Origin of the sequence: Lysinibacillus sp. FSL L8-0312 (genome assembly GCF_038003285.1) — a bacterium.
GTDB classification, from domain to species: Bacteria; Bacillota; Bacilli; order Bacillales_A; family Planococcaceae; genus Lysinibacillus; species Lysinibacillus fusiformis_D.
In genome coordinates, this window is record NZ_JBBOOV010000001.1 from 1778470 (window position 1) to 1801132 (window position 22663).

19 protein-coding genes and 1 other annotated feature are annotated in these 22663 nt (G+C 39.3%); of the genes, 4 read left to right on the forward strand and 15 right to left on the reverse strand.

Annotated elements, in window-relative coordinates:
• Positions 1-174: 174 nt before the first annotated feature.
• The 3 genes from MHI22_RS09060 to MHI22_RS09070 all read right to left on the reverse strand — a co-directional run bounded on the left by MHI22_RS09060 (position 175) and on the right by MHI22_RS09070 (position 3556).
• Positions 175-1089: a pseudouridine-5'-phosphate glycosidase gene (locus tag MHI22_RS09060; RefSeq protein WP_058845311.1), complete on the reverse strand. Its 915-nt coding sequence runs from the start codon at positions 1087-1089 to the stop codon at positions 175-177.
• 4 nt (positions 1090-1093) lie between these two features.
• Entirely contained in the window at positions 1094-2185 is a 1092-nt protein-coding gene (locus MHI22_RS09065) for a carbohydrate kinase (RefSeq protein WP_058845310.1), read from the reverse strand.
• Between the two features lie 120 nt (positions 2186-2305).
• Positions 2306-3556 (reverse strand): MFS transporter, encoded by a 1251-nt coding sequence (locus tag MHI22_RS09070; protein WP_058845309.1) that lies wholly within the window; start codon positions 3554-3556, stop codon positions 2306-2308.
• A gap of 189 nt (positions 3557-3745) precedes the next feature.
• On the opposite strand from MHI22_RS09070, the gene MHI22_RS09075 reads away from it, so the two are divergent.
• Positions 3746-4204 carry a MarR family winged helix-turn-helix transcriptional regulator gene (locus MHI22_RS09075; RefSeq protein ID WP_340811781.1) on the forward strand — a complete coding sequence of 153 codons (459 nt, stop codon included), beginning with the start codon at positions 3746-3748 and terminating at the stop codon, positions 4202-4204.
• Between the two features lie 451 nt (positions 4205-4655).
• Here MHI22_RS09075 and MHI22_RS09080 read toward each other — a convergent pair whose 3' ends face one another.
• The 8 genes from MHI22_RS09080 to MHI22_RS09115 all read right to left on the reverse strand — a co-directional run bounded on the left by MHI22_RS09080 (position 4656) and on the right by MHI22_RS09115 (position 13483).
• A complete protein-coding gene (locus MHI22_RS09080; RefSeq protein ID WP_036124410.1) occupies positions 4656-5168 on the reverse strand; it encodes an adenine phosphoribosyltransferase in 513 nt (170 codons plus the stop codon).
• A gap of 35 nt (positions 5169-5203) precedes the next feature.
• Positions 5204-7522 carry a single-stranded-DNA-specific exonuclease RecJ gene (recJ, locus tag MHI22_RS09085; RefSeq protein WP_101966517.1) on the reverse strand — a complete coding sequence of 773 codons (2319 nt, stop codon included), beginning with the start codon at positions 7520-7522 and terminating at the stop codon, positions 5204-5206.
• A gap of 164 nt (positions 7523-7686) precedes the next feature.
• Positions 7687-8478 (reverse strand): tryptophan synthase subunit alpha, encoded by a 792-nt coding sequence (gene trpA / locus MHI22_RS09090; protein WP_340811785.1) that lies wholly within the window; start codon positions 8476-8478, stop codon positions 7687-7689.
• Entirely contained in the window at positions 8475-9686 is a 1212-nt protein-coding gene (gene trpB, locus MHI22_RS09095) for a tryptophan synthase subunit beta (protein ID WP_340811786.1), read from the reverse strand. The genes trpA and trpB overlap by 4 nt, the downstream gene beginning before the upstream one ends.
• Positions 9686-10300, reverse strand: coding sequence for a phosphoribosylanthranilate isomerase (locus tag MHI22_RS09100; RefSeq protein WP_058845304.1), 615 nt, complete (start codon positions 10298-10300; stop codon positions 9686-9688). Before MHI22_RS09100 ends, trpB begins: the two co-directional genes overlap by 1 nt.
• Positions 10297-11088 carry an indole-3-glycerol phosphate synthase TrpC gene (trpC, locus tag MHI22_RS09105; RefSeq protein ID WP_340811788.1) on the reverse strand — a complete coding sequence of 264 codons (792 nt, stop codon included), beginning with the start codon at positions 11086-11088 and terminating at the stop codon, positions 10297-10299. The genes MHI22_RS09100 and trpC overlap by 4 nt, the downstream gene beginning before the upstream one ends.
• On the reverse strand, positions 11085-12116 hold the full coding sequence (trpD, locus tag MHI22_RS09110) for an anthranilate phosphoribosyltransferase (protein ID WP_089934892.1): 1032 nt from the start codon (positions 12114-12116) through the stop codon (positions 11085-11087). The genes trpC and trpD overlap by 4 nt, the downstream gene beginning before the upstream one ends.
• Entirely contained in the window at positions 12116-13483 is a 1368-nt protein-coding gene (locus MHI22_RS09115) for a chorismate-binding protein (RefSeq protein WP_340811791.1), read from the reverse strand. Before MHI22_RS09115 ends, trpD begins: the two co-directional genes overlap by 1 nt.
• A 99-nt stretch (positions 13484-13582) precedes the next feature.
• Positions 13583-13827: a binding site (T-box leader), on the reverse strand.
• A 322-nt stretch (positions 13828-14149) separates the two neighbouring features.
• Between MHI22_RS09115 and MHI22_RS09120 the strand changes: the two genes are divergently transcribed.
• Complete coding sequence (locus tag MHI22_RS09120) at positions 14150-15838, forward strand: methyl-accepting chemotaxis protein (RefSeq protein WP_058845300.1); 1689 nt, start codon at positions 14150-14152, stop codon at positions 15836-15838.
• A 74-nt stretch (positions 15839-15912) separates the two neighbouring features.
• Here the strand turns inward: MHI22_RS09120 and secDF are convergent, their stop codons facing one another.
• Positions 15913-18180 carry a protein translocase subunit SecDF gene (secDF, locus tag MHI22_RS09125; RefSeq protein WP_101966519.1) on the reverse strand — a complete coding sequence of 756 codons (2268 nt, stop codon included), beginning with the start codon at positions 18178-18180 and terminating at the stop codon, positions 15913-15915.
• Positions 18181-18527: 347 nt separating this feature from the next.
• Positions 18528-18836 carry a post-transcriptional regulator gene (locus MHI22_RS09130; RefSeq protein ID WP_036124425.1) on the reverse strand — a complete coding sequence of 103 codons (309 nt, stop codon included), beginning with the start codon at positions 18834-18836 and terminating at the stop codon, positions 18528-18530.
• A 93-nt stretch (positions 18837-18929) separates the two neighbouring features.
• Between MHI22_RS09130 and MHI22_RS09135 the strand changes: the two genes are divergently transcribed.
• Entirely contained in the window at positions 18930-20447 is a 1518-nt protein-coding gene (locus MHI22_RS09135) for a putative polysaccharide biosynthesis protein (RefSeq protein WP_036124428.1), read from the forward strand.
• Here the strand turns inward: MHI22_RS09135 and MHI22_RS09140 are convergent.
• Positions 20444-21079: a DUF421 domain-containing protein gene (locus MHI22_RS09140; RefSeq protein ID WP_036124431.1), complete on the reverse strand. Its 636-nt coding sequence runs from the start codon at positions 21077-21079 to the stop codon at positions 20444-20446. The two genes, MHI22_RS09135 and MHI22_RS09140, sit on opposite strands and share 4 nt — an antisense overlap.
• Before the next feature lie 136 nt (positions 21080-21215).
• Here MHI22_RS09140 and MHI22_RS09145 point away from each other — a divergent pair, with 136 nt between their 5' ends.
• Positions 21216-22058 (forward strand): polysaccharide deacetylase family protein, encoded by an 843-nt coding sequence (locus MHI22_RS09145; RefSeq protein WP_101966520.1) that lies wholly within the window; start codon positions 21216-21218, stop codon positions 22056-22058.
• 74 nt (positions 22059-22132) lie between these two features.
• On the opposite strand, the gene yajC is transcribed toward MHI22_RS09145, so the two are convergent.
• A complete protein-coding gene (gene yajC / locus MHI22_RS09150) occupies positions 22133-22399 on the reverse strand; it encodes a preprotein translocase subunit YajC (protein WP_036124438.1) in 267 nt (88 codons plus the stop codon).
• Between the last annotated feature and the right edge of the window lie 264 nt (positions 22400-22663).

Below are 22663 nucleotides of genomic sequence, written 5' to 3' on the forward strand. Positions count from 1 at the left end.
AGATTAGATATAAACTTAATTGTATAAAATTTTGTAGCCTATTGTAAAGAGACTGTGTCATTTAGTTTAGTTAATCTCGTGAACAGTTCGAAAAATGGAAAAAATATTCTTCTTTTTAATGAAAAAGACCCTTTGCGACAGGATGTCACAAAGGGTTCTTGTTTCGACAAATGATTAGTGTAATTGATTGTAGGCAACAGCAATTTTTGCGCCAACGACTGCATTGTTTTTCACTAATGCAATGTTCGCATCAAGACTTTTACCTTCTGTTAATTCTTTTACTTTACCAAGTAAGAATGGTGTAACGTTTTTACCTTGAATACCATTCTCTTCAGCTTCAGCTAAAGCTTTTTCAATAATGTTTGTAATAAATGTATGATCTAATGCTTCAGCTTCTGGAATTGGGTTGGCAATGACAGCGCCACCTTTTAACCCTAATTGCCATTTCGCAGATAGCATTGCTGCAATCTCCTCTGGTGTATCAAGCTGGAAGTTGACATCGAAACCACTTTGACGTGTGTAGAATGCTGGTAATTCATCTGTACCATAACCAACTACTGGTACCCCTTTTGTTTCAAGGTATTCTAATGTAAGACCAATATCTAGAATAGATTTTGCACCCGCGCAAATAACAGCCACATTAGTTTGTGCTAATTCTTCTAAGTCAGCAGAGACATCCATTGTTGTTTCAGCACCACGGTGTACACCACCAATACCACCTGTTACAAAGATTTCAATGTCTGCAAGTTCAGCACAGATCATTGTAGCTGCAACTGTTGTCGCACCTAATTTTTTTGTTGCAAGTAAGTAGCCTAAGTCACGACGTGAAGCTTTTGCAACGCCTTGTGAATTTCCAAACATCTCTAGCTCTTCATCTGATAAACCGATTTTGATTTTGCCATCTATTAAGGCAATGGTTGCAGGTACTGCACCATTATCGCGAATAATTTGCTCAACTTCACGCGCAGTTTTCACATTTTGTGGATATGGCATACCGTGTGAAATGATTGTAGATTCTAATGCCACGATTGGTAGACCTTTTGCTTGTCCTGCTTTTACTTCTTCTGATAATACGATGAATTCTTTCATGTTGTTATTCCTCCATTTCATTTTTTAACAAATCTACTGATAATTCAGGTCTTACTGTATAAGGAGATGCCAATGTATTTTTAGCATTTGTTAACCCTGCATCAATACATGTCTCAAAAGATTGACCTGTCAACCAACTGTGTATCACAGCGCTGACAAACGCATCTCCTGCTCCTGTAACATCTTCAATTTTGTTGATCACTTTCGCAGCGAAATGACGAGGTGTGATCGTCGTAGATGCTGCATAAACACCCTTGCTACCAGCTGTGATAATGACATGTTCAGCACCTAGTTGTAAGAGCTGTTGTAATGCTTTTTCATAATGGGTAGCGCTTTCAATTTTATGTCCAACAATTGTTTCTGCTTCATCCGTGTTACAAATAAACCAAGTTACACCTTGTAATGTTTCAGGTAGTCGATTCATTTTTGGCGAAGATACTGGCACAATGACTAATGGAATGGCACGAGCAATGGCTACTTGCTGGATATACGCCACTGTTTCTTTCGGGCAATTTAAATCCAAAATAAAGCAACCAGCATTCACTAGCATTGTTTCATGCTTTTTCAACAAACTCGGTAACAGCAGGTCATAAACCTCCATATTGGCTACAGCTAATGCTAGCTCACCTTGTTCATCCATAATAGCTGTATAGGAACCCGTAGAAGCCTCAGCTAGCTGCTCCACATAACGTAGATTCATAAAGGATTCCGAAGCTTCTTGGATCACTTGCCAATCAGCATCTTTACCAGCCGTTGTTAATAACGTCACTTGATGGTTTAATCTGCCTAAGTTTTCAGCAATATTTCGACCAACTCCACCTACACTAAAAGAAGAGCTGGCAGGGTTAGATGTTCCAAATTGAACATTGCCCTTCACATGGAATTTTCGGTCTAAATTAGCTCCCCCGATGCAAATAATTTCATTTTCCTCGGGTAAAATATAAGCACGACCTACAATTTTTCCTTGCTTTGTTAAACTAGACACTAAATTAGCAAGCACGGGACGGGACAGATTCATTGTATCTGCCATCTCTTGCTGAGACATAAACGGGTTTTGGCGAATTAAAGCAAGCACCGCCTGTTCTCTTTCATTCATAGCATCACCTTTTATTATATTTGTTTATATTATAAACTTTTGTTTGTTAAATGTCAAACTAATATTGATAAAAAAAGTTGAACCTCTTTCTGTCGAGGTTCAACTTTTTTAGTCGACTGTTTATCCTTGCTGAGGCGTTTGTTTTTTTACAATGATAACGAATAAGCTTGCCAATGCACAGAATAGGCCAGCAAGGAAAAAAGCCCATGTGTAGGAATTGAAAAATTTATAAATCAACCCACCCCCATACGCAGCAACTGCCGCTCCTGCCTGATGTGAGGCGAATATCCATCCGTAAATAATGCTGCTTTTTTGCATCCCAAAAATTTGTCGTGTAATGCTGATAGTTGGTGGTACTGTGGCAATCCAATCGAGTCCATAAAAGATGCTGAAAATCGTCAATAAAACAAAGGAGCCTTGAGTGAGTGCATAAGGGAGTAGCAAGAGAGAAGCTCCCCTTAACAAGTAATACCAAAATAATAGCCAACGATTATCAAAGCGATCCGATAGCCAGCCAGAGGCAGTCGTGCCTAATAAGTTAAACACCCCCATAAAAGAAAGAAGAGATGCAGCGGTTACTAGCGGAACGCCAAAGCTAATACAATATGACACAAAGTGAGTTCCGATTAATCCACTTGTCGAAAGACCACAAATGAAAAAGCTGCCTGCTAAGAGCCAAAATGCTTTGACTTTAACTGCCTCTGCTAAACCAAGAAATGCCATACTAATTGGATTCTTCTTGGGCTGTACTTGCGGCTCTTCTATAATCTCATCATGACCGTAAGGGGTTAGACCAATATCTTGCGGCTTGTTTTTAATAAACATAGCAATCATGACGAACATCATGGTACTCAGGAGTAGGATTAATCCCATTGCCCATCGCCAAGAATAATGTTCAATAATAATGGCTAGCACTGGCAGTAAAATTAATTGACCTGTGGCTGTACTAGCCGTTAAAATCCCAACTGCCAGCCCTCTGCGTTTAACAAACCAATGATTCGCTACATAGGGACTGAGCACCGTTAAAAAAAGGCTCGCACCAAGCCCAATGATGCCTCCCCAAATAATGATTAACTGCCAGGATTGGCTCATCCAAAAGGTTAAGGTCATTCCTACTATTAAAGTAGACATGGCACTAAGCATCATTTTCTTTAAACCAATGACTTCAAGCAGCGCCGCCATAAATGGTCCAGATATGCCATATAAAAATAAACTTACAGCAAATGCTAAAGCAATCGTTGAGCGATCCCATTGAAATTCTTTTTCGAGGGGATCCAGGAAAACACCAGACGATGACATTGTAATCCCTGCTACAATAATCGAGAAAAATGTGACAATCAAAATCAACCAGCTATAATGAACTCGCTTCATCCTAACACCTTCTTTTCTTGTGAGATGCATAACAAAACATGTATATACATGTTTTGCGATCTCTCCATTCCATTTATATGTATATACATGCATAATGATAATAATCGTTCCTATAGCTGTCAAGCAGTCTTTTCTAGCTCTTAGGTGTATACTTACAATTAGTAGAATCCCCTCAAAGGAGTACTGACGATGAAGAATCAACTTAAAACAATCGATTATACACAAATCTGTGTTTGTGCAAACCTTAGAAAAAAAACAAGGGTTGTCACACAATTATATGATAAGCTGCTACAGCCCACTGGTTTAAAGGTTACACAATATTCCATGCTGGCCCATATCGACCTTCAGCAAGCTGTCTCAATTAGCCGTTTAGGTGAAATTTTACAACTTGATCAAACGACTGTGACCCGTAATATTAATCTATTAAAGCAACATGGCTATGTTGAATTAAAGCGAGACACAAGCGATGCGCGCACTAAAAAGATTACGCTCACTGAAAAAGGATTAGAAAAGCTGCATGAAGCCGCACCCATTTGGCAAACGATTCAAGATAGAATCATCGAAGATATAGGGGTTGAAAAATATGCAGATTTCTATGATACCTTGCGCACAATACAAAGGATCATCCAAACATATGATGAAGATTAAAAAGTACCTACTTTATTGAGCGCTTCAAACTGCAAACAACAGCCATCGAAAAGTTCACCTCGATGGCTGTTGTCATTTTTTCTTCTAATTACTTACCAAATATAGAGTGGCATGATCAATATTTGGGCATCCATAAGCTTAGTAAGTCGTTTCTACTAAAGGGTAAATAGCAGCCTCTAATTTTCGCTCGAATGGTATAAATTGATCAACCGTTACCATTTCTAATTGTTCACGTTTATTGATTTAATTATCCGTCTTCAGCTTTCATCAGCTTAAAAGTTTACGGTTAATCAACACAGTAATAGGGAAGAAGTTGGATGGAGCAGGGAAAGCAACTCGGCCCGTATCGGCTTTACTTTATTTCATTGTAAAAGAAAAAGACTGTAGGCAAACTCGTAATTTCTTGAGTTTGTCTACAATCTGAAGTGCCCACTATGGTAGACGCTTTCTCTTAATATTGAATAAGTGTTTTAATATTTAGATCTCCAAGCTTTGCACGACCATTTAATTCTAAAAGTTCGATTAGGAAGGCACAGCCTACTACCTGACCACCTAATTCTTCTACTAAACGAACAGTTGCTTCAACTGTCCCACCCGTTGCTAGTAAATCATCACAGATTAAAACCTTTTGACCAGGCTTAATCGCATCATGATGCATTGTTAACGTATCTTGACCATATTCAAGACCATAGTCTGCACTAATAACCTCACGTGGTAATTTACCTGGTTTACGAACAGGTGCAAAGCCAATTTCAAGTGCATAGGCAACTGGGCAACCGATGATAAAACCACGAGCCTCAGGGCCAACTACAATTTCAGCTCCCACTTCTTTTGCATATTCTACAATTTGGTCTGTTGCATATTTGTATGCTGGTCCATTATCCATAATTGTCGTAATATCTCTGAAGCTAATGCCCTCTTTCGGCCAGTTTTCAACTGTTGTAACATATTGCTTTAAATCCATGTTATTGCTCCTCCTACGAAACGCTGTACGTCCGTTTATGTTAATCGTTCATCAAACCATTGTTTTAATTCTATATAAGGAGCATAGACAAGCTTTTGCTCCATTTCAATCTGTTCTGAACGTTGTTTGTAAGACGGTGCCTCTGTTAGTGCTTGTTTTGGGGCATTCACGTTGACAGTCGTCAGTCCACTCTCCATTTTAACAAAACCAAGCTCAAAAAACACCTGTGTCATAAATTTTAATACATCCAATGGCCAACCTGTATGCTTTGCTAAATCTGCTATATGCATATCAAGCGGAAAGGCTGGTCGATTTTTCAAAAATTTATAATACCAAGAAAATTGCTCACGAGTAGGTAAACCACTAAAGTATTGCGAATCAGGCATATAAAAATGCGCATAAATACGTGAAGGTGTCGTCTTCTGTAACACCTCTTCTAGTCTTTGAACTTGTTGTGGCAAATCTAAGAGCACAATATAATCACTTTGTTCCACATTGGATAGTGCTGGGTCAACTACTGTAATAGGAGCACCAATCAATGATTGATAATACGCCATCGTTGCTGGATGAAAGGCAATAAACTGTGCCTCATCCTTTGGTACCGTATTAAGCCAACGCGCAGTTTGACGGATACCACGAATATCAAATAGCTGCCATTCCGTTGTTTGGACATCCTCGATCATAAATTGGGCTTTTTTACGTCCCTGCCATTCATTAATTTGTAAATCGCCTATAAAGGATACTTTAATGCCATACGTTAATTCATCATGTAAATGCCCTTTATTAAAGCCGACACTATCTAATTTATCATAGCCATTTGTTAATTCCATTTTAATATGATTCTCAGCTGCTCCAATTTTACGCATAGATGAGATTTCAACATCCTCAAGTACGTAAACAGGCTTTGGAAAATCTGTTCCAAATGGTCCTAGTGCTGAAATTTCTTCAATAGCATCTGCTGAAACTTCATCGATGCTTAACGGAATATCAATATGGACGATTGGTGTTAATTGCTCCTCTGTTAAACATTCTCTTGCCTGTGCATCCAAGCGTGTACGTAGTTCATCCACATGCTCTAACGATAAGGTCATGCCTGCGGCCATAGGATGTCCACCAAAATGCGGTAAAATATCTCGGTTTTTAGCTAGTTCATTATATAGATGGAAGCCTTCAATGCTTCGAGCGGAACCCTTTGCTGTGCCCTTTTCAGGATCAAGTGAAAGGACAATGGTTGGACGATAGTACTGCTCAACAAGTCGTGAGGCAACTATTCCAACAACGCCTGCATTCCAGCCTTCCCCCGCCACAACAAGAACTAAGGAATTGCCGATTTTTTCATCCGATTCAATAAGTGCAATGGCCTCATCTGTAATGCTTTTCACAATATCTTTGCGCTCTGTATTGCAGGCATTAAGCTGCTTTGCCAATGCGCTTGCTTTAGCACTATCATCTGCCATTAATAACTCGACTCCTGGAGCTGCTTCTCCGAGTCGACCAACAGCATTTAATCGAGGACCAAAATAAAAGCCAATTGTCTCTTCCGTAATTTTTGCCTGCTCTGTACTGGCTATATCACACATTGCTTGTACCCATGGACTAAGGGAACGACGCATTTCCTGTATACCTCGCTTCACGAGATAGCGATTTTCATCCACTAAAGGAACTAAATCGGCTACAGTTCCAATCGCCACCAATTCCATTAAATGAATTGGTAGTTCACCATATAAAGCATGTGCTAACTTAAAGGCTACACCTACTCCAGCTAGCTCTCCAAACGGATAATGACCTTCTGGTAATCGAGGATGAAGAATAATATCTGCTGGCGGTAGTTCCTCACCTGGCTCATGGTGATCTGTCACAATGACATCCATGCCAAGCTCTTTAGCCACTCGAACAGGTTCGATACCAGATATCCCGTTATCTACTGTTATGATTAACTGTACACCCTCTTCATATGCTTCACGAAATAATGCCTCATGTGGACCATAACCATGGATAAAACGATTGGGGATTTTAAAGGATACATCCGCTCCAAGATCTAGTAAAACATTTAGCATAACAGTCGTGCTTGTGACACCATCGGCATCATAATCGCCATAGACTAAAATCTTCTGCCCATTTTCTAATGCTTGCTCAATTCGTGCTACTGCTTCAGCCATACCGTACATAAGAAATGGGTCATGGACATTTGCTTCAGTCATATTTAATAAGCTTTCTGCTTCAGCCGTAGTTTCACAGCCTCGTGCTGCTAAAATTTTTGCAGCAATCGCGGAAAGTTGTAAGTCATTTTGTAATGCTTGTACAAGTGTGGCATCTGGACGCTCCACCTGCCATCTTTTTTTCGATAGAATCATCTTCTCACTTCCTTACGAAAGCTATTATACCGAAATTCTATTGGATACGCACTATCCGTTAGATTGATAGTTTTATCCATCAATGTGAAATTTCTATCCGCCCCTTTTACTGATTAATCCATCAGTTTAAACTTACTATCCATCTAGCAGCAAAAAAGCCTACTCTATAGAGTAGACTTCTCGAATACACCTTTTGAAGCGGCCACTAATGCTGCTACGGTGGTCATATCTTCTTCATGCAATGCTGTTACAATAGCACTACCAACAATAACTCCATCTCCCAATGACCCCATCCTTTTCACTTGCTCAGGTGTTGAAATACCAAAGCCTGCAAGCACAGGGATTGAACTTGCTTGACGTAGACTTGCAAAATGCTGCTCTAAGTTTGCAGCAAAACGGGACCTTGCCCCTGTAATTCCATTCACAGTCACAGCATAAACGAAGCCCTGACTAGCTGCTGCAATACGAGCAATACGCTCAGGAGGGCTTGTTAAAGAGACAAGTTGAACAACATCAATGGTATATGGGTTTAATGCCTCGCGTAATAGAGCACTTTCTTCTAATGGAACATCTGGTACGATTATTCCCTTAACGCCCCCAGCTACACAGGCTTTTGCAAAAGCCTCTAAGCCATACGCTAACACTGGATTGAAATAAGTCATGATAACTAGAGGTACCGTGATTTCATCTCTAAATGAAGTGAGCGTTTGCAATACCTTCGTTAATGTTACGCCAGCTGCGAGTGCACGTTCTCCTGCCCGCTCAATTGTTGGCCCATCTGCAACAGGGTCTGTAAAGGGGATACCTACTTCAATAGCTGTCACACCTAGCTGCTGTAGTGTTAGGATGGTTGGCTTGATCGTTTCTAGCCCTCCATCACCTGCCATGATATACGGAATAAAAGCTTTATTTCCTGCTACCTTTGCTTGTTCAATTGCTTGTTGTAACGTCGTCATTTGCCATCTCCTCCAAGTACCGCCCTAACCGTGTGTACATCCTTATCTCCGCGACCAGACAAGCACACAACAATGATCTGATCATTCTGCATGGTTCTAGCAAGTTTTGCTGTGTAAGCAATAGCATGGGAACTTTCAAGCGCAGGAAGTATCCCCTCTATTCGACTTAACAATTGTAAGCCTTCTAGTGCCTCAGCATCTGTGATAGCGTCAAACTGCGCTCGACCGATATCATGTAAATAACAATGCTCTGGCCCTTTTCCAGGATAATCTAACCCCGCGGAAATCGAATGTGCTTCTTGGACAAAGCCATTTTCATCCTGTAATAAATACATGTAGGCACCATGCAATACACCTAATTGTCCACCTGCAATTGCCGCAGCGTGTTTCCCCGTTTCAAGACCACTCCCTGCCGCCTCTACACCATATAAAGCGACTGATGCATCATCTACGAACGGATGAAACATACCAATTGCATTACTGCCACCACCAATACAAGCCACAACAGCATCAGGTAAACGACCTTCCTTTTGCAAAATTTGCTTTCTCGTTTCTACCCCAATGACACGCTGAAAGTCTCGAACGATTTTAGGAAATGGGTGAGGCCCTAAGGCAGAGCCTAAAATATAATGCGTATCCTCAACATTTGTCACCCAATAGCGTAGCGCTGCATTCACAGCATCCTTTAAAGTTTTAGAACCACTTTCCACCGATTGAACCTTTGTGCCAAGCAACTCCATGCGAAAAACATTTAACTGCTGACGTTTCATATCTTCCGCACCCATAAAAACAACACATTCTAGATTTAATAAGGCACAAGCAGTAGCCGTTGCCACACCATGCTGTCCTGCACCTGTTTCAGCAACAATTTTCTTTTTGCCCATGCGTTTGGCAAGAAGCGCCTGCCCAATCGCATTGTTAATTTTATGTGCACCTGTATGATTTAAATCTTCACGCTTTAAATAAATCTTAGCTCCTCCAAGTGCGCTCGTTAAATTTTCTGCGTAATAGAGTGGGGTTTCTCGCCCTACATACTCCTGTAAATAATAGGATAGCTCCTCTGTAAACATTGAATCCTTCATCGCTTCTTCATAAGCTGTTTCTAATTCTAGTAAAGCTGTCATTAATGTTTCTGGCACATAACGTCCACCAAATTGTCCGTAACGACCTTCCTTAGTCGGTACATTAAATGCGATTGAATTTCCCATTATTCGCTCCCCCTCTTTACTGCCTGCAAAAATGCCTGTATTTTTATAGAATCTTTGACTCCGTCTGTTTCCACGCCACTTGATACATCCACCATTACAGGAGCTACACTTAAAATGGCCGCTTCAATATTGTCCACATTGAGACCACCCGCTAATAATAATTTCTCTCGTGGAATACCTACTTCCTCAAGTAACGTCCAATCAAAAGTATGACCGCTACCACCTTTAAAATCTGTTCCAGGGGCATCAAATAAATAATAATCCACCTGATAATGAACAGCTGCTTGAACATCCTCTCTTCCTCGTATCGACAATGCCTTAATGGCTGGGTAGCCTTGCTCCTGAATAAATGCTGGCGTTTCCTCTCCATGATATTGCACATAGTCTAAAGGCACGCGCTCTACCGCTTCCTTTAATTCAGCTGGTGTGGGATTGACAAAGACACCTATTTTCAAAACACCTCGTGGCACCTCCTTCGCTAACTGTTGGGCTTGCTCAACAGTTACACGACGTTTACTTGGTGCAAAAACAAAACCAATGGCATCTGCGCCAGCATGAATAGCTGTTTTGACATGTACTTGTTCTTGTAATCCACAAATTTTGACTTTTGTCATATAGAAGCTGCCTCCTTTAGTACCTGTAAACGTTGTAGTGCTTGCCCCGCGTCTTCACTGCGCATCAATGCCTCCCCTACAAGAACGCCACTAGCTCCCATTGTGGCAACTTGATTGGCATCTTCCTGTGACCAAATACCACTTTCACTAATTAATACACGTTCCTCACTGAATGGGAAAACTTCGGCAATTTCTTTTGTCCGTTGTAGACTAACCTCAAAGGTACGTAAATCCCGATTATTGACACCAATCAACTTTGCATCTACTGCAAGAGCACGTTCAAGCTCCTCTGTATCGTGTACTTCCACTAAAACTTCTAGGCCTAAGCCCGTTGCATAACTATATAAGTCGCGTAAAGCGTCATCCGTTAAGGCCGCCACAATTAATAAAATAATAGAGGCACCTGCTGCCTTCGCAAATCGAATCTGCACCCGATCTATCATAAAATCCTTACAAAGAAGAGGCGTGTCAACAACACGAGCAACTGCCGCTAAATCTTCAAAGGAGCCTTTAAAAAACGCCTTATCTGTTAAAACAGAAATAGCTGCTGCTCCTGCCTGTGCATAGACCTGTGCTTGAGCAACTGGATCCGCCGCACCAGCGATGACCCCCCTGGAGGGCGAAGCACGTTTCATTTCAGCAACGACCTGTAATGTTGTAGCTTGACGTAATGTTTTGACTAATGAGGGTCGTGGCTTTTCTGTAAAATTTGCTAAAGGATCTGGCTGCTCTAATAAAGCACCTACCTCAATTTTCTTTTGCTGCAGAATTTTATAGAGTATATTCATTGCCCTACCTCCACTTCTTTCATTTGTTCACTGTAAGTAATAACTGCTTCCAATTTTTTCAATGCTCTCCCACTAAAAATACTTTCCTTCGCCATCGCCACACCTTCTTTAATGGTTTCTGCTTGACCATAACCGAATAAGCCAATACCCGTATTTAATAACACCGTATCTAAGTACGCACTGTGCTCTCCAGCCAATATTTTTTTCATAATGACCGCATTGTCATCTGCATTGCCACCACGGATAGCTTCTAAAGGTGCTGCTTGAAGACCAACATCTTCAGCCGACAAGGAGAAGGGAATTAAATCTCCTCTATCTACTAGGACCAATGTATTTTGTCCTGCTAAGGAAGCCTCATCAAGCCCCTTAGGACCTGAAACAACAATGGCTCGCTCCCGCCCAAGCATCTGTAGGACTGAGGCATATTCCATGACAAAATCAGGACGATTAATACCTGTGAATTGCGTAAATAATGGTACTGGATTGGTTAAAGGACCGACTAGATTAAAAATCGTTGGTTTTCCTAATGAACGACGAACTTCGCCAATTCGCTTTAATTTTGGATGAACATTCGGTGCATAGATAAAAGCGATTCCTTCTTTCTCTAGCAATTCAATCGTTTGAGGTATGGAAATAGCTGTATGAATACCTAATGCCTCCAACACATCTGAGCTACCCGAGGATGAAGATATTTTACGATTCCCATGCTTTGCCATTTTGACACCTGCTCCAGCTAGTACAAAAGCAGAGGCTGTACTAATGTTGAAGGTATGAAGACCATCTCCACCCGTACCACAATTATCCATATAGTCGTCTTCTTTTACAGCTACATCACGTGCAAAAGAACGCATAATGGTTGCTAATGCTGCTACCTCGTGTGCTGTTTCCCCCTTCACAGCTAAAGCCGTTAAAAAACTGGCGATTTCCTCTTTAGGTGTCTCATCCTGAAATAACCATTGCGCGACCTTCAGCATTTCCTCATACATCAGATGTTCACCTTGCACTACTTTCCGTTGTAATTGTTCCATCAGTTTCGCCCTCCATCGTTAACCAATAACTGTAAAAAACCTCTTTCTTCCTCTTGTACTTGCTGTAACACGTTAGGGACATTCGTATATTTAGTCATTGTTATTGTGGATTGCATATGCACCGTTTCATGTTCAACTACAATGGATTGCGCTGTTAAAGCAAAATCCAAATGGCCATTGAATCCAATAAAGCCAAGAGCATCACCAAAAATACCTGCCATGTGTGACCCATTCTCTAAGTAACGTGTCACCTGCTTCTGAGAAATCCCTGTAACTGAAAATGGTGGGATTGTTACTGCCAGTACATCCAGAGCGTGCAACATAGGTAAAAGCCGACCTTCTACTCTCGACGTCAAGTGCAATGCCTGTTTTGACCTTTCAATACGCATGGCCTCAATGACCTGAACAGAGTCTCGAAAACAAACAGACTGTAATTTTTGCTGAATGGCACTAACGAGTATTGCATGTGAATTTCGAATGTCCGTTTGTTCATATAATGTGCGCTCATTTTTTAGGTCTTCACTTTTAGTCTCCCCACGTGGATAGGTGCCCTCCGTTGGTGTGGCTATCACTCGCTCCCCCTTCACTCGTATAAGGCTGTCAGGAGAAGTGCCTAATATAACGTGATCCTCAAACTCTACATAATACATATAGGGTGCAGGTTTTTTTTTGCGTAGCTGTCTGTATAAGGAAAACGCATCACCTTGAAAATTTGCTACATAACGCTTAGGCAGTACTACCCTTGTTATGTCATCATTTAACTTGGTTTGCATCGCCTGTAACTCTGCTGCAAAGGATTCATCCGTTGCCTTTTCTATTGCGTGATAATGATAAGTTGCTTCGTCATAAGCATCACCATTTAATAATTGTTGGGCCAGCACTTCCAAATCAGGTTGCTGTTTTTCCGCATCAATATTTGTATGAATCAGTGTCACTTCATCTGTTAAATGATCGAACACAATGATCGTTTCATACACATGGAAGTGCGCATCAGGAAGCCCTATTTTCTCGTCAGCGAACATTGTCGTTCCGCCATGACCTATATATCCGACAGCACCTCCTGAAAAAGGAAATTGTGTCGTATTAGAGATACGTGGCATAAGTCGTTTAAGGAGGACAAAGAGCTCCCCTTTATGCACATATGTTTTTCCCGTTTTATAGGATATCTCCTGAATTTCTTGTCCCACACCTTTATAGGTTTTTCGTGGATTCGCACCAATAAATGAAAATCTGCCTGCTCCCTCATGCTGTGCAGAGCTCTCCAGCAAAAATTTATATTTCCCCTGTAAACGTCTGAAAATTAAAATAGGTGTTAAAGAATCGCCATTGATAGTTTTCATTTTTGTTCTTGAACTCGTTGTTTGCATAGCTTATAAGCTCCTTTTCAAAAATTCCTTTTGCTAATGTCTAGACGAATGCTGAAGCAAAATAAAAAAAGCCCTCTGCAAAAAGGATTATTCCTAATTGCAGAGGACGATCATGACCGCGTTGCCACCTCATATTAGAGCATATGCTCTCACTTTTGTGCTTTCTATGATGACCAGCTTCATTTTAGCCATACATTCAAAGCACCCCTATAACGTGGGGAATCACGTTCGCTTTTAAAAGCGACTCTCATAAGTCCATTCACATAAGCTGTAAATCAGTTCACACCACCCACTGACTCTCTAAATTACATACCTATGCTACTACTCTTATTCAACAATTTCTCAGCTATTCTCATCTAAACTCAGCTCATCTGTTCTTAGGCTGACCTCGCTCCCGAAGCCTTCTACCTTGACCGAACAAAAAGTTAGCCTTAATTCTATGCCAAACCAATTTAATTGTCAATCAATTCTGAAGAAAAAGATTGAAATTTATGTTTTCGTAAGAACTTTTTATGTAGGTATATTATCCTTCAAAAAGACCTTAAAAGGGAAAAGGTTTCCTTACTATTGAATATTTTCTGAGTATTGACCATGTAAATATATCAAGTTATAGTAATTTCAGAACAATAATTTTTTCCATATAATATATAGAAAGTAGGAACGTATATGTCCGTTCGCAAAAAATTAAATTTAGGCTTCATTTCTTTAACCTGTTTACTACTCATTTCAAGCATCTTATCATTTCTTCAATTCAAAACAACACAAAATGATTTAGAGGAAGTATTGAAGCATCGTATTGTTCAAATTCAATTAACGGAGAATATACAGCAACAACTTGCGTCTCAAGGTTTATTTTTACGCTCCTATGTTTTAAATAATAAGGATGAAGCAGCTCGGGATAATTTAGAGCGTTATCACAAACTTTTACCTGAAACAGTTCAAGAACTTTCTGGTCTTGTTCGCTCTGATTATACAAAAGATATTATGCAACAAGTCACTGCATTACAAAACGAGTTACTAGCCTCTTCAGCGAAAGCCTTGCAGACGTTTAATAGTGGCAATACGGATTTAGCTCTCACTTACATAAATAACGATGTCACAAAATACAATAAGGAAATCTTCAAGCTAACAACTGATTTATTAGCTTATCATGATGAGCAGCTTCAAAAGGTCGATCAAGAAGTAAATCATACCGTTTCACGTGCTCTTATTATTTCCATTAGTCTACTAATTGCTAGTATTATTATTGGTATATATTTTATGTATTTTGTTAAAAACTCCATTGTTCAGCCATTACGGAAGGTCACTGAAGCAGCAGACACATTAGCACAAGGAGATTTAACAATCGCTGAGCTTGACCATCAGACAAAAGATGAAATTGGCATACTTGCGGGTGCAGTCAATACATTAAAACAAAGTCTAGCTGGTCTGATGACGAACATTCAAGACAGTGCATCCCATTTATCAGCTGTCTCTGAAGAGCTTACTGCGAGCACAGAGGAAGTAACGGTAACATCCGATGATATTGCACAAAGAATTCAAGAAAACGCAACATCGCTCACTTCTTCCGCTCGTACCTCGCAGCAAAGTGCTCTGGCAATGGATGAAACAGCAGCAGGTGTTCAACGCATTGCTGAGGCGACACATAGTCTTCACCACAATGCAGAGAGTATGCGCCAACTAGCCCATACAGGAGGAGCAACGATTTCAACAGCGGAAGAACAAATGAATATCATTTCTGTGGCTACCTCTGAAATTGCCACATTGACTCAAAAGCTAAGTAAGCAATCGGAAGAAATTGGACAAATTACAACTGTCATTACAGCCATTTCAGAACAAACAAATTTACTTGCTCTTAATGCGGCCATTGAAGCAGCAAGAGCTGGAGAACATGGTAAAGGCTTTGCCGTTGTAGCTGATGAAGTACGTAAACTAGCAGAGGAATCCAATCAATCTGCTAATCAAATTGTTGCCATTACGAAGGAAATCCTAACAGATACGCGCAATGTGGCTAATGCAGTGGACCATGGCTTAGCTTCTGTACAGGACGGCGTGTCTAAAATTCACGAAGCAGGAGATGCTTTCTACTCTATTACCTCAGCGGTCACAGCCTTTACAGAGCAAATTGAAGAAATATCTGCCACATCCGAAGAAATTTCAGCAAGTGCCGAGCAGGTTGCCGCCTCTGTCACCGAAACAGCCAATGTTTCAAATCAATCAGCTAGCAATTCTCAACTGATTGCAGAGTCTGTTGACGAACAAGTGGCGACAATGCAGCAAGTGAATGCGGTTGCTGAGGAATTAAGTCAGAATGCGCAACAGCTCCAAGAAGTCCTTCAGCAATTTAAATTATAAATACACTCGGCAATCTCGCCTACAAAAAAGCAGGGAATAGAAAACGAATCGTTTTCTATTCCCTGCTTACTAAATTATACTGTAGGTTCGTCAGTTCCCCATTGTTTTTTCTCTTTCTTGAGTAGCTTTCCATCTGATTTTTTCATTTCACGAATTTTTAATGAATACCAGATTTGAGCGGCGATACAGATAGAAGAATACATACCTGTAATTAAACCAATCAATAAAGCGATAGAGAAGTTTTGAATAGATGGTGCACCAAAAATTAATAGGGATACAACAACGATAATAACAGTTAACACTGTATTAACAGAACGTCCCATCGTTTGGCGTAGCGATTTATTCACAATATTTGCCAATATTTCACGGTCATTAATGGTATCATATCGATCTAAGTTTTCACGCATACGGTCAAAGGTAACGATTGTATCATTAATGGAATAACCAACAATTGTTAAAACAGCCGCAATAAACGTAATATCTACCTCTAAACGCATGAAACTAAACACAGCAACAATTAAGAATACATCATGCAGAAGCGAAACAATTGCCCCGACCCCCATGCGCCATTCAAAGCGAATAGCCACATAAATGATAATACCTAGTGCTGCAAGAGATAATGCCTTAATGGCATTTTTCACAAGTTCCTTACCAACAGTAGGAGATACTGTACTTACAGTAGGTTTATGACCATATTCCTCAGTTGTTTCTTTTTGGAATTTCAAAATATCTGCTTGAGATAAATCGGTTTTATAACGTACAACCGCTGAGGTACTCTTTTCTCCTGAAAGAACTACATCTTCCGAAGGGAAGCCGATGCTATCAACATATTTTTCCACTGCTTCTTTTGTTAATGTTTGATCTGCTTCAATTTGAATACGTGTACCACTTGAGAAATCAATACCAAGGTTTAGACGGAAAATACCAAGAACAACTAAACCAGCCACTAAAATAGCTAATGAGAATGTATAGAATTTCTTACGATTGTGTACAAAGTCAAAGCGATCAAATTTCGTTGATAAATCTAATGCACCAATATTTTCATCCAGACTATGTTGTTTTGATTTCGCAATACCATACCAGGCTGGATTATTGAAATAGCCACTGTTCACAAGTAAACCTAATAGTACACGTGAGCCCCACACTGCTGTTAAGAAGCTCAATAAAATACTAATGATTAATGTTGTAGCGAATCCTTTAACAGAGCTTGTCCCAAAGTAGAATAGTACACCTGCTGCTAATAATGTAGTTAGCTGTGCATCAACAATGGCTGATAAAGATTGTTTAGAGCCTAGTAGGAAGGCTTGCTTCGCCGAGTAGCCGACACGTAATTCTTCTCGAATACGTTCTGCTGCTAAAATATTGGCATCTACTGCCATTCCTATACCAAGCACAATGGCTGCTATACCAGGAAGCGTTAAGACTGCATTAATCCAATCAAATACAACCAGTACTAGGAATGTAAATACACCAAGTGTGATGATCGAAATAAAGCCTGGTAAACGATAGTAGAATAGCATAAATAAGAAAATGATTACTACGCCAACAATACCAGCGAAAATAGTGCTTTTCAGTGCTTCATCACCAAATTGAGCACCCACAGAAGTTGAATAAATTTCATCAAGTTTAACAGGTAATGCCCCTGCATTTAAAATACCTGATAGATTTTTTGTTTCTTCAACAGAGAAATTACCACTTATCATTACATCTGTTGTATTTAATGTTTGAGAAACTGTTGCTGCAGATGCATAGCGAGGCTTCGCTTTCTGTGATTCCGCTTTATAAGAATCAACACCCTCTTCGAAGTCTAACCATACAACCAATAAATTTTGTCCTGCGGGTTTCGCAGCAATCTTACTTGTTACATCAGCAAATTTTTTCGCATCTTTTAATTTTAGCGAAACAATTGGGCGATTTTGTTGGTCAAAGGAAGCACTTGCTCCATTTTCTTTTAGATCATCTCCATCTAATAATAAATTATCATCAACATCACGGAATGTTAAATTCGCAGAAGTAGACAATAACTTACGTGCAGATTCTTGATCTTCAACACCTGCTAATTGCACACGGATTCGGTTTTCTCCCTCAACTTGAATGCTAGGTTCACTTACCCCAATAGCATTTACACGGTTGCCAAGAGCTGTTGCCGTAGCAGTGACGATTTCAGGTGTAATTTTTTGACCATCTTTTAATTCATTTACCTCGTAAAGTACTTCAAACCCGCCCTGTAAGTCAAGACCAAGCTTGATGTCCTTTAAGACGCCGTTTACAGTCGTACTAATTCCTGCTGCGAAAAGCACTAGAATTAATAGGAATGCAACTATACGACTTTTTAGTTTCATCAATAAATCCTCCTCGAATTGGTGTAAGGGCTGTCCTTACACGCCAAACAAGTAACTAGCAATACCTTTTGAAACGTTTAATCCTCCTTTTCCTTTAGAATCGTGTTACCTGTGCCTCAAAAAGGTTGCTCTACTTATTCAATCGTTCATAACGCGCAAGTTTATCTTTGTATTATTAGGTACTAGCCTTCCAAATGCAAGTAAAAGAGCATTCAAGACTTATGTAAGTAAAAACTTATTCAAAATAAAAACAGCGCAACACACTTATTATGAAACAGGTTGCGCTTGGTGTCAATTCAACACATTTAGGATTCTTTGAAATATTGTAAAATTTGACACATCCTTGATTACGTTCTAACTGGACCAAGCAGTAATTGTAATTCTTCCATACCTACTTCTTCAAACCAATTATTACTTTGTAAAAACTCTACTTGATTAAATGAGACAATATCAGATGGTGATACCGCAAAAATGGTCGCAATCACCTCATGTAAACGTAGCTGTTCGATTTTCTTTTTACGCCATTTTTTTTCAATACAGTAGCGCCAAAGTTCTTCCGCCGTAATGGCATCATATTGATAATGTTTGAACTCTGCCATCTTACTATCAATTGCCGGACGGATTTTTTCAAATAGTTGCTCATATTGCATACTCATTTTGAATCATCTCCAATCAAAGTCGTAACGTAAGACATGTTTGCATACAAATAGTGTAAATGAATTTTTGCGGCTTGAGAAGGGACGGATGGCATGAGTTCTTTTGTAAGAGGTACATTATTTTTAATGTTCGTGATTTTTTTATCTAAACTTTTTGGCTTCTTTTATAGAATGCAATTTATGCGTATTGCTGGTGAAGAGGCTGTCGGCATTTATATGACCGTCTATCCAGCATTTATTTTCTTTATCTCACTCATTCAACTTGGACTACCTATCGCTGTAGCTAAAATCGTGGCAGAATTACTAGCAAAAAATAAGCGCGAAAACATCTTTGGTGTCATGCGTACGGCCATTCTTTGGTCATTCATAGGTATGATCATTTTTATGCCACTCGTTGCACTCACAATACCATATATTTCGACGACGCTCTTACATAATGAACAGACAACATTTACGCTATGGATTGCACTCTTTGCTGTACCTGTGTCCGTTGGATCTGGGTTATTACGTGCTTATTTACAGGGTGTAGCTAAAATTACCCCAACTGCTTGGGCTCAAATGATTGAGCAAATTGTCCGAATTAGCTTCATTACGTTAATGCTGCCTTATGTGGCTAATTACAATAATGCGGCTGTTACTGCTGCTGCTGCAATGGGTATTACACTTCTTGCTGAGGTTGTAGCATTCCTCTATTTATGGCTACATTATATCGTTTCGAAAAAGAGACTATTGACGCGTAAAACTAAAATCGAAGGCTACCCTGCATCACCTATGCTACGTATTGCCCTTCCCTCTGCGGGCAGTAAGCTGTTTGGTTCTTTCACTTGGTTTTTAGAACCGATTATCTTTTTAAAAGCTTTGACAGTTGCAGGTTTAACCGCTTCTGCTGCTACTATTTTATATGGTGTCATCTCTGGTGTTTTAGTACCCTTACTATTGTTTCCAGCTTTTGTATCAACAGCCTTATCCATTGTACTAATTCCAGCTGTGAGTGATGCCGTCGCTCGACAGCACATCCCGCTGTTACAAGAGCGAATTTCGGTCTCCCTAAGATTATCTTCCTTAGTAGGCTGCTTTGCTGCTACGTATTTCTTTGTACATGGTGATGAATTAGCTATGAAGCTCTTCCATCTAGAAGAAAATCGAGGGTACGTTAAAATTTTAGCACCAATTTTTTATTTTTATTATATTCAAAGCCCACTCCATTCTATCTTACAAGCGATTGGTGAAGCTAAAGCTGCTATGATGAACTCCATCTATGGTGGACTCGGTAAATTATTTGTGATGTTTGTACTAGCCTCTCAACCTGGCATTCAGGAAAAAGGAGCCGTCGTAGCTATTGGCTTTGGTGTTTTACTGACGTCCTTCCTGCATATCGCAACTGTTAGACAAAGAAAAAACCTACGTGCTGGCTTCAGAATGTTTGTCGTACCTTATAGTTGCTTTATTGCCGTTTGTGTCGCACAGTATTTTCTTATTCCAATCTTATCACTACCATTTATTTTGAGCAGTGGTGTTACATTATTTTTACTGTTTACTTTTTTATTATTTACCAATCAGTTACGAATCACTGATTTCCGCTACATCAAAAAATTAGCGAAGAAGGTTTAAGATTCTTTTAATTGGATGTGGAGCTTATGGTCTTCCCAAATACAAAAAAATACCGTTTCACTGTTTGTTATATTGTTTTTAGCTAGCTCACCCATTAACCAATCCACATCTTTATGCATGGTCAATAAATGTCTTTCTTGAATATCGCCATCGATAATAAGTGGATACACGAAAGCTTTTTCATCTTTTTTATAGATGGAAAGATTGCCTGATGGCTCTAAATAGGCAAATGCCACATCTGTCACTGATGCAACGCCATTTTCTCGTAATTGCTGACATAAATCATCTAAATTATAGCGGTGTTTTCGCATCTCACTCTCTAAAATAACACCATCTTTTACTAATAAAGCTGGGTCACCATCCACTAAATCTCGTATTTTTTTGAACTTTAACGATAAGTAAGCACTTAAAATTTGAATAAAGAGCAAAATAATGATAGGTAGTATGGCATTAAAGAGAGGATTTTTAAAGTCATCTAGCGCAAAAGCAGCAACTTCTGCAATCAATACAAATACAACCAAATCTATGACTGATAATTCTCCTACTTCTCGTTTACCCATTAAACGGAAAACAATGATAATAAACACATATAAAAAACAAGTTCGAAAAATAATATGGTAATATTCTTCCATAAAAACACCCCCATACTATCAAAGTGACCTTACTTATTGTTTTTTATACAATTTTCAAGGAATAGTCTCCACTTGTTCGTACACAATAACAAAGAACAAAATGCTTAACGACTATAAAAACAAACAAGGTGAGAACATGACAAGGAAAATAATTGTTTTCGTTGTTGTTTATATGCTGCTGTTGCTAATAAGCTCCTCCCCTATTTACGGATACCAAGAGCCGGAAATACCGGTTCTTATGTATCATCATTTAGAGGAACATATAAATAATACTACAGTTATTTCACCCGAAAATTTTGAAAATCAAATGAGGGCGCTGAAAGGTGCAGGATATCATACCATTTCTGTTCAGCAATTATATGATTACTTAAATGGGCAAACGCCATTACCTCCAAAGCCTATATTAATTACGTTTGATGATGGGTATTTAAGCAATTATGAAAAAGCATACCCTGTTTTAAAAAAATACGATATGCATGCAGAAATCTTTGTGATTGCAAGCCGAATCCTAGAAAATGATGAAAAAATTCAACAGCCAAAAGAAATTCCAAAGATGAGCTGGGAGCAGTTAAAGGAAATGAAGGATTATATGACAGTTCAGAGTCACACATGGGATTTGCATTATAAATTACCTTCAGAAAACGGTAGGCTAAATGGTGCGGTATATGGACCAGGTTTTGTAGACGGACAACTTGAAAGTTATCATGCATACGAAGAAAGAGTTAGAAATGATTTTATTCGCTCACGAAAAATAATAAAAGAAAAACTTGGCTATGAGCCCATTGCTATTAGCTATCCTTACGGAATTCATTCACCATCCACCATAAAATTAGCAAAAGAAGCTGGTTTTAAGATGGCCTTTGTTATTCAAAATAAACATGTGAAAAGGGGCGATTCTCTGTTTACGTTAAGCAGAATAACTGTAAACGGCAAAGATTCTGGTGAAGTATTGATCCATAAAATAAAAACAGCTAACTAGCCATGAGTTCGCTTCATGTGTAAAAAAAGACTTACAACATAGCTAATGCCCTATTGTAAGCCTTTTCTCTTTTGTTACTGATTGTCATTAACAATTCGCCCAATTGCTTGACGGTCAAATTTCACTCGTACATTGTCAGCGATTTTTAATGTCACTGCTGTGTCCTCAATCGCATCTACGACACCATGTAGACCACCGATTGTAATGACTTTATCTCCACGTTGCAAACTACTTTGCATATTTTGTGTTTCCTGCTGTCTTTTTTTAGCTGGACGGATTAAGATAAACCACATTGCAACGAACATTAATAATATTGGCGCTAATCCTAATAATTGATCCATAATATATCTTGCCCCCTTTCCAAATCTCACTTTTTTAGTATAGACTATTCCACCAATAAAAAGCGATGGACAAGCCAAAAAATTTTCTCAATTACTAATATTTTTTCTATGATTGACATTATTTTGCTAGAAATATTCACTTTTTACAAAGATTTGAATGCTTTTACAAAACGATTGCCATAGTATAAGGACATTAGGCACTGCCTAATGTCCTTTCATAGTGTTGAAAAACAAAACCATCCATAGAATTTATATGAAAGGTGA

Bases quoted from the DNA above. Each gene is read 5' to 3' on its own strand.
- MHI22_RS09070 (WP_058845309.1), bottom strand. From the start codon at position 3,556: ATGAAGCGAGTTCATTATAGCTGGTTGATTTTGATTGTCACATTTTTC.
- trpD (WP_089934892.1), bottom strand. From the start codon at position 12,116: ATGGAACAATTACAACGGAAAGTAGTGCAAGGTGAACATCTGATGTAT.
- MHI22_RS09060 (WP_058845311.1), bottom strand. From the start codon at position 1,089: ATGAAAGAATTCATCGTATTATCAGAAGAAGTAAAAGCAGGACAAGCA.
- MHI22_RS09075 (WP_340811781.1), top strand. From the start codon at position 3,746: ATGAAGAATCAACTTAAAACAATCGATTATACACAAATCTGTGTTTGT.
- MHI22_RS09080 (WP_036124410.1), bottom strand. From the start codon at position 5,168: ATGGATTTAAAGCAATATGTTACAACAGTTGAAAACTGGCCGAAAGAG.
- recJ (WP_101966517.1), bottom strand. From the start codon at position 7,522: ATGATTCTATCGAAAAAAAGATGGCAGGTGGAGCGTCCAGATGCCACA.
- MHI22_RS09135 (WP_036124428.1), top strand. From the start codon at position 18,930: ATGAGTTCTTTTGTAAGAGGTACATTATTTTTAATGTTCGTGATTTTT.
- MHI22_RS09120 (WP_058845300.1), top strand. From the start codon at position 14,150: ATGTCCGTTCGCAAAAAATTAAATTTAGGCTTCATTTCTTTAACCTGT.
- MHI22_RS09115 (WP_340811791.1), bottom strand. From the start codon at position 13,483: ATGCAAACAACGAGTTCAAGAACAAAAATGAAAACTATCAATGGCGAT.
- trpB (WP_340811786.1), bottom strand. From the start codon at position 9,686: ATGGGAAATTCAATCGCATTTAATGTACCGACTAAGGAAGGTCGTTAC.
- MHI22_RS09065 (WP_058845310.1), bottom strand. From the start codon at position 2,185: ATGAATGAAAGAGAACAGGCGGTGCTTGCTTTAATTCGCCAAAACCCG.
- MHI22_RS09140 (WP_036124431.1), bottom strand. From the start codon at position 21,079: ATGGAAGAATATTACCATATTATTTTTCGAACTTGTTTTTTATATGTG.
- MHI22_RS09145 (WP_101966520.1), top strand. From the start codon at position 21,216: ATGACAAGGAAAATAATTGTTTTCGTTGTTGTTTATATGCTGCTGTTG.
- MHI22_RS09130 (WP_036124425.1), bottom strand. From the start codon at position 18,836: ATGAGTATGCAATATGAGCAACTATTTGAAAAAATCCGTCCGGCAATT.
- MHI22_RS09100 (WP_058845304.1), bottom strand. From the start codon at position 10,300: ATGACAAAAGTCAAAATTTGTGGATTACAAGAACAAGTACATGTCAAA.
- trpC (WP_340811788.1), bottom strand. From the start codon at position 11,088: ATGAATATACTCTATAAAATTCTGCAGCAAAAGAAAATTGAGGTAGGT.
- trpA (WP_340811785.1), bottom strand. From the start codon at position 8,478: ATGACGACGTTACAACAAGCAATTGAACAAGCAAAGGTAGCAGGAAAT.
- yajC (WP_036124438.1), bottom strand. From the start codon at position 22,399: ATGGATCAATTATTAGGATTAGCGCCAATATTATTAATGTTCGTTGCA.
- secDF (WP_101966519.1), bottom strand. From the start codon at position 18,180: ATGAAACTAAAAAGTCGTATAGTTGCATTCCTATTAATTCTAGTGCTT.